Origin of the sequence: Micromonospora sp. M51 (genome assembly GCF_018070305.1) — a bacterium.
Lineage (GTDB): Bacteria > Actinomycetota > Actinomycetes > Mycobacteriales > Micromonosporaceae > Micromonospora > Micromonospora parva.
Window position 1 is genome coordinate 1 of record NZ_JAGPXZ010000313.1, and the last position, 6581, is coordinate 6581.

General features: G+C 71.1%; 8 protein-coding genes. 4 read left to right on the forward strand and 4 right to left on the reverse strand.

Going from position 1 to position 6581, the window contains the following annotated elements:
* Positions 1-705: LacI family DNA-binding transcriptional regulator (locus tag KBX53_RS17705; RefSeq protein WP_210860448.1), on the forward strand; the 705-nt coding region annotated here is incomplete at its 5' end.
* Here the strand turns inward: KBX53_RS17705 and KBX53_RS17710 are convergent.
* The 3 genes from KBX53_RS17710 to KBX53_RS17720 all read right to left on the reverse strand — a co-directional run bounded on the left by KBX53_RS17710 (position 685) and on the right by KBX53_RS17720 (position 3677).
* Entirely contained in the window at positions 685-1410 is a 726-nt protein-coding gene (locus KBX53_RS17710) for a methyltransferase domain-containing protein (RefSeq protein WP_030329763.1), read from the reverse strand. The two genes, KBX53_RS17705 and KBX53_RS17710, sit on opposite strands and share 21 nt — an antisense overlap.
* A gap of 282 nt (positions 1411-1692) precedes the next feature.
* Positions 1693-2001, reverse strand: a complete 309-nt coding sequence (locus KBX53_RS17715; RefSeq protein WP_030329764.1) for a hypothetical protein — start codon at positions 1999-2001, stop codon at positions 1693-1695.
* A gap of 38 nt (positions 2002-2039) precedes the next feature.
* Entirely contained in the window at positions 2040-3677 is a 1638-nt protein-coding gene (locus KBX53_RS17720) for an ABC-F family ATP-binding cassette domain-containing protein (RefSeq protein WP_210860450.1), read from the reverse strand.
* A gap of 62 nt (positions 3678-3739) precedes the next feature.
* Between KBX53_RS17720 and KBX53_RS17725 the strand changes: the two genes are divergently transcribed.
* From KBX53_RS17725 to KBX53_RS17735, 3 genes are all read left to right on the forward strand, one after another.
* A complete protein-coding gene (locus KBX53_RS17725) occupies positions 3740-4510 on the forward strand; it encodes an ROK family protein (protein ID WP_030329766.1) in 771 nt (256 codons plus the stop codon).
* Between the two features lie 119 nt (positions 4511-4629).
* Positions 4630-4998 carry a M48 family metallopeptidase gene (locus KBX53_RS17730; RefSeq protein ID WP_030329767.1) on the forward strand — a complete coding sequence of 123 codons (369 nt, stop codon included), beginning with the start codon at positions 4630-4632 and terminating at the stop codon, positions 4996-4998.
* Positions 4999-5116: 118 nt separating this feature from the next.
* Positions 5117-5371, forward strand: coding sequence for a Smr/MutS family protein (locus tag KBX53_RS17735; RefSeq protein ID WP_030329768.1), 255 nt, complete (start codon positions 5117-5119; stop codon positions 5369-5371).
* A gap of 57 nt (positions 5372-5428) precedes the next feature.
* Here KBX53_RS17735 and KBX53_RS17740 read toward each other — a convergent pair.
* Positions 5429-6581: site-specific integrase (locus KBX53_RS17740; RefSeq protein ID WP_210860452.1), on the reverse strand; the 1153-nt coding region annotated here is incomplete at its 5' end.

The window sequence follows — 6581 nt, forward strand, 5'->3', positions numbered from 1 at the left end:
CGGGTCGAGCGGTACACCACCGGCCGGCACGTCGATGGTGTGCTCTTCGCGTCGCTGCACGGTGCCGACCCGTTGCCCGGCACACTGGCCCGGCTCGGCATCCCGGTGGTGGTCAGCGGCCGGCCCCTCGGCGACGTGCCCGTCCCGTACGTCGACGTCGACCACGTGGCCGGGGTGACAGCAGCCGTCCGATACATGATCGACAGCGGTCGCCGACGGATCGCGACCATCGCCGGCCCACAGGACATGGTCGCCGGGATCGAACGGCTCAGTGGCTACCGCAGCACCGTCGCCGACGCGGGGCTGCCCGAGTTGGTCGCCATCGGTGACTTCACCCGGGAGTCCGGTTCGGCGGCGATGCGGCGCCTGCTCACCGAGCACCCCGACCTGGACGGCGTCTTCGCCGCCTCCGACCTGATGGCGCACGCCGCCCTGCGGACCCTGCGCGAGGCCGGTCGGCGGGTGCCCGAGGACGTGGCGGTGGCCGGCTTCGACGACATCGAGGACGGCAGGTTCGCCATCCCGGCCCTGAGCACCGTCGCCCCGGACAAGGAGCAGATCGCCCGGCTGGCCGTCCAACTCCTCGCCGACCGCCTGACCGGCAACCCCACCCTCCCCACCCGCCACCTGAAGGCCCCGTACCGCCTCCACCTCCGCGAATCCACCAGGGTGAGCCGGCGTGGGTCAGTCGAAGAAGCGCGCTAGGTGGGATTGGGGCGCCGGGTCGGCGTCCGGGGGGAGGGGGGTCAGGTCGGCGAAGATCGAGGCGCCGTCGCAGCCGGCGTGCAGTGGGTACCAGCGCGGGGTGCCCGGGGGCCGGAGCTGGCAGATCCCCTTGAACGTCTGCACGTCCATCAGCCGCACGTGGGTCGGGTCGGCCACCGCGTTCACATGACCCCACCAGGGACTCATCACGTGCAGCACGCCGCCGGGGCGGAGCACCCGATGACACTCGTCGACCAGCGGCAGGAAGTCGATCAGGTGCTCCAGAATGTGCACAGCGAAGAGGACGTCCACCGAGTTGTCGGCGAGCGGTAGTGAGCCGGACAGGTCCGCGACGGCGTCCACGCCGGGCGCCGGGTAGATGTCCAGCCCCAGGTTGCTCGACCACTGCTTGGTCGGCCCGCAACCGAGGTCGACGACCACCGGCGCCCGCCCGCCGATGCCGACCCGGCACCAGACGCCGTAGACCCCGGCGAGCCGCCCCACCAGGTCCCGCACCAGCCGCAGTTGGGCGGGCTCGGCCACCTCGCCGCTCAGATGGGCCACCCCCCGGTCGAAGCGCACCTCGACCGTCAGGTCCCGCAACCGCTCATCGTGGCGGACCTGGTCCGCCCATGCCTGGGCGAGGAATTCGTCGATCGCCCGCAGCCGGTCGGCCGAGGGTGGAGTCTGCGCCAAAGCGACCATTCGGGTCACCTCCCGCCGCGCGATACCCGCAATCGCGCCCGTTATGCCCCGCTCGTCCACATCGCTGCTCGCTCGGGCGAGGCCACTCACGCGCGTGTCGCGGGATGCGGGCCGGGGCCGCATCACCTCGCCGCTCACTGGGCGAGGCTGCCCACACGCGTGTCGCGAGATGCGAGCCGGGGCCGCAATCATCGTGATGCCACACCGGCATCACGATGTCTCCTTGGCATCATGCTCAACGCAGACATCGGCTTCGCGCCGGCATCGGCTTCGCGCCGCGAGTCAGCCGGAGATGGTGCGGCGTCCGCCGCGCATCCGCTGGCGGGGCGGCGGATCGGCGGGCTTCGGCCGCTTGAGGTGATAGCGGTGCAGTTCGTGGTTGCCGGGCAGGGACGGGTCCTCGCTCATCGCGACCAACTCCCAGCCCTGGTCGCCGGCCCGGTTCAGGTGGGCCAGCGAGGTGTCGCCGTAGGGCGTCACGTCGACCATCGAGCCGTCCGGGCCGTACCAGACGAAGACGACCTCCCAGCCGAGGTCGTTGGTCGCGGCCTGGCGGCGGCGGACCAGCAGGGCGTACTCCCACTTGAGCATGGCGTCATTCTCACCCCGCGCCGGCCCGCCGGCACGGATCAATCCTCGGCGATCCGCCCGCCGTCGACCCGCAGTCGCCGGTTGGTCTCGATGGCGGCCAGCATCCGCCGGTCGTGGGTGACCAGCAGCAGCGTTCCGGGATAGCTGGCCAGCGCCGATTCGAGCTGCTCGATGGCGGGCAGGTCCAGGTGGTTGGTGGGCTCGTCCAGCACCAGCAGGTTGACCCCACGGCCCTGCAGCAGGGCCAGCGCCGCCCGGGTCCGCTCACCGGGCGAGAGGGTGGCCGCAGGTCGGGGCACGTGCGCCGCGCGCAGCCCGAACTTCGCCAGCAAGGTCCGCGCGTCGGCCGGCGACAGATGGGGTACGGCCGCGTGGAACGCGTCGATCAGTGGCGCGTCGCCGAGGAACAACCCACGGGCCTGGTCCACCTCGCCCACCACCACACCGGGCCCGAGCGAGGCGGTGCCCTCGTCCAGCGGCAGCCGTCCGAGCAGCGCGGCCAGCAGGGTGGACTTGCCCGAGCCGTTGGCCCCGGTCACCGCGACCCGGTCCGCCCAGTCGATCTGGAGGTCCACCGGGCCGAGGGTGAAGCCACCCCGACGTACCACCGCCCCGCGCAGCGTGGCCACGACGGCGCCGGCGCGGGGCGCGGCGGCGATCTCCATCCGCAGCTCCCACTCCTTGCGGGGCTCCTCGACCACGTCGAGCCGTTCGATCAGCCGTTCGGTCTGCTTGGCCTTGGCGGCCTGCTTCTCGCTCGACTCGCTGCGGAACTTACGGCCGATCTTGTCGTTGTCGGTGGCCTTGCGGCGGGCGTTCTTCACGCCCTTCTCCATCCAGCCACGCTGGGTGCGGGCCCGAGCCTCCAGTCCGGCCTTCGTGTCGGCGTACTCCTCGAAGTCCGCGCGGGCGTGCCGACGGGCCACCTCGCGCTCCTCCAGGTAGGCCGCGTAACCACCGCCGTAGTGATTGACCTGCTGCTGCGGCAGGTCCAGCTCCAGCACCCGGGTCACCGTGCGGGTGAGGAACTCCCGGTCGTGGCTGACCAGCACCGTGCCGGCCCGCAGCCCGGTGACGAACTCCTCCAGCCGTTCCAACCCGGCCAGGTCCAGGTCGTTCGTCGGCTCGTCGAGCAGGAACACGTCGTACCGGCTGAGCAGCAGCGACGCCAGCCCGGCGCGAGCCGCCTGGCCGCCGGAGAGCCCGGTCATCGGATGGTCCAGGTCGACGGCGAGCCCCAGGTCGGCGCTCACCTGCTCGGCGCGTTCGTCCAGGTCCGCGCCGCCCAGGGCGAGCCAGCGCTCCAACGCGTCGCCGTACGCGTCGTCCGCGCCCGCCGCCCCGGCGGTCAGCGCCTCGGTCGCCGCGTCCAGTGCCGCCTGCGCGCCGGTCACCCCGGTCCGGCGGGCCAGGAAGTCGCGGACCGTCTCGCCCGGCCGCCGCTCCGGCTCCTGTGGCAGGTGTCCGACGCTCGCGGTGGGTGGGCTGAGCCGCACGCTGCCGGCCTCGACCGGCAACAACCCGGCGAGGGTACGCAGCAGCGTCGACTTGCCGGCCCCGTTCGGCCCGACCAGCCCCACCACGTCGCCGGGGGCGACCACCAGGTCCAATCCGGCGAAGAGTTGGCGGTCGCCGTGCCCGGCGGCCAGGTCCTTGACGATCATCGTGGCGCTCATCAGGACGGCAGCCTATCCGGCCGCCCGCATGCCAACCGCCGGCAGCGGGCAGACTCAACGACGTGGTGACCACACTGGCGATCGACTGCGGCGGCGGGGGCATCAAGGCGTCCGTGCTCGACGAGGCGGGAACGATGCGGGCCCGGCCGTTGCGGGTGCCCACTCCGTACCCTCTGCCGCCCGCGTTGTTTGTCCGGACCCTGCTGGATCTGGGCGGGCGCCTGCCGACGGCGGACCGGCTCACGGTCGGCGTACCCGGGATGATCCGGCACGGGGTGGTGGTGAGCACCCCGCACTACGTCACCCGCAACGGCCCCCGCACCCGGATCGACCCGGACCTGCTCGCCGAGTGGTCCGGCTGGGACGCGCGGGGGGCGCTGGCCGACGCGTTCGGGGTGCCGGCGCTGGTGCTCAACGACGCCGAGGTGCACGGCGCCGGGGTGGTCGCCGGCACCGGTTGCGAGCTGGTGCTGACCCTGGGAACGGGGCTGGGCAGCGCGCTCTTCGACGGTGGGGTGCTCGCACCGCACCTGGAGCTGTCGCACGCGCCGGTGCGCTGGGGCACCACCTACGACACGTACGTCGGCGAGCCGGAACGTCGACGGCTCGGCGACGCCTTCTGGTCCCGGCGGATCCGGCAGGTGGTGGACGGGCTCCGCCCGGTGTTCCGCTGGGACCGGCTCTACCTGGGCGGGGGCAACTCCCGACTGATCCGGCCCGAGCAGCTGGCCCGGATGGGCGACGACGTGGTGGTGGTGCCGAACACCGCCGGGATCGTCGGCGGCGTCCGCGCCTGGGAGCTCTCCGCCGGACGCCGGGACGCCCGCACCTGACCCTTCGGCGGCACTGGGCGGCCGTAACTGGCCCGATCTCGACCCCGGGAACAGTCGCCAAACTTCCAGTGTTGTGCCAGCGTCGGAACAGGTGACGGCGCGACCCGAGGAGGTGGCAGATGGATCTTCTGGCGGACTACCGGCGGGCGACCATGTTCTTCGAAACCGGTGACCCCAGCGGGGCAGCCCGACTGCTGGAGCCGATCATCGACGCCGAACCCGGCAACGCGGCGGTTCGGCAGTTGCTGGCCCGGGCGTACTTCCAGTCGGCCCAGCTCACCCGGGCCGAGGAGCACCTGCGCGAGCTGATCGAGCGGGATCCCAGCGACCACTACGCACACCACGTGCTCGGTCGGACGCTGGAACGGCTCAACCGGCACAACGACGCGCTGCGGCACCTGCGCATCGCCGCCGCGATGTACGCGGCCAACGACGACTACCGGACCGCGCTGGAGCGGGTGGAGACCCGCCTGGGCGGCAGGCGCTGAGCCTGACCCGGTGACGAGTGCGGGGGCGGTCCCACGGGGCCGCCCCTTCGTCGTCGGACGACCCGGCGGACGTGCCTAGGATGGCGGACATGGGACCTGACCGGCCGGGGGCTGCGGCATGAAGCTCAAGCTGGACCTGCACGAGATCTTCAACAAGGGCCACGACATCGACCGCGCCCTGCGCGGGATCATGGACGAGGCGGTGGCGAAGAAGGCCACCCTCGTCGAGATCATCCCGGGTAAGGGGTCCGGCCAGCTCAAGAAGCGGGTGCTGCGGTTCCTCGACCAGAAGGACGTCAAGCAGCTCTACCACCGGGTGGAGAAGGACTCGAAGAACTTCGGCCGCCTCTTCGTCCACTTCCGCTGGAAATAGCGCCCACATGACCTCTGAACTGCGGCTCCGGTCGCTTCCAGGGCCGTTGAACCATGATCATGCCGTGTCCAGGCCGTCAAGGGCTTGCGGAACATCTTTGCCGGGCTGGTGTCCGCCGAGTGCCTTATCGATGGCCCGGCGGGTGCGATCCTCGCTGGCCGGCAGCAGGTGGGTGTAGGTCCGGAGGGTGAAGCCCGGGTCCGCGTGGCCCAGGTAGGCCGACAGAGCCTTGATGCTCTCTCCGGCGTCCAGGAGGACCGAGGCGTAGGTGTGCCGCAGGACGTGCATCCCGTTGTGCCGACCATCGGGGATGCCGGTCGTCCGGATCGCGGGCTTCCAGACACCGGAGTTGAACATCGAGCGGGACAGCGCCAGACCGGCGGGTGTCGTCAGGTACAGCTCGACGGTTCGCGGCTCGCCGGTCAGCGTCTCCCACGGCAGGGTCACCGGGACCGGCGGGCAATCCCGCGCGTGTTGCTTGAGCCTGCCGGCTACGGAGTCGGGCAACGGAACCTCACGGGACTTGCCGCCCTTCGGCGGGGCGAAGATCAGCGAACCCCGAACCAACTTGATCTGCCGAGTGATATGCAGGACCGGACGAGTCGGGTCGAGATCCCCGGGACTGACCGCGAAGATTTCACCCTGCCGTAGGCCGCATCCTGCGCCCAGGTCCACCGCGATCCGGTACCGGGGGCGCACGTTCTTCCGAAACGCAGTCAACCGGGTGACCGGCCACGGCACCACCTTGGTCGGAGCGGGTTTCGGCCGGCGAATGCTCTTGACCGCGAACGGGTTGCTAACGATCTTCTTGTCGTCCACCGCCGCGTTGAGAATCATCGACACGTCAGTGAAGAGGACCCGGCGGTAACCCACCGACAGCCCTTTCTCCTGGATCTTCCGCGCCCACTCCCGAATCGTCGTCGGCTGAATGGACGCGATCGGCCTGTGCCCGATGACCGGGTACACGTGCAGCCGGAGTTCGTATTCGATGCGGTCGCGGGTGAGCACGTCGGTGGTCGCGGCAGCGAGCCATTCGTCGGCGTACTGCTTAAAGGTCGTGCGGCCGGCGTCGGGGTCGACGTAGGTGCCCTTGAGGATGTCGGCCTGGACGTTGGCGAGGACCGCCTGTGCGTCGCGCTTCTTCTTGTCGGGGAACGACTGCGATTTTTCTTTGCCGTCCGGGGCAAGGTACCGGACGCGGTCGAGCGTC

Bases quoted from the DNA above. Each gene is read 5' to 3' on its own strand.
- KBX53_RS17720 (WP_210860450.1), bottom strand. From the start codon at position 3,677: ATGAGCGCCACGATGATCGTCAAGGACCTGGCCGCCGGGCACGGCGAC.
- KBX53_RS17715 (WP_030329764.1), bottom strand. From the start codon at position 2,001: ATGCTCAAGTGGGAGTACGCCCTGCTGGTCCGCCGCCGCCAGGCCGCG.
- KBX53_RS17710 (WP_030329763.1), bottom strand. From the start codon at position 1,410: ATGGTCGCTTTGGCGCAGACTCCACCCTCGGCCGACCGGCTGCGGGCG.
- KBX53_RS17735 (WP_030329768.1), top strand. From the start codon at position 5,117: ATGAAGCTCAAGCTGGACCTGCACGAGATCTTCAACAAGGGCCACGAC.
- KBX53_RS17730 (WP_030329767.1), top strand. From the start codon at position 4,630: ATGGATCTTCTGGCGGACTACCGGCGGGCGACCATGTTCTTCGAAACC.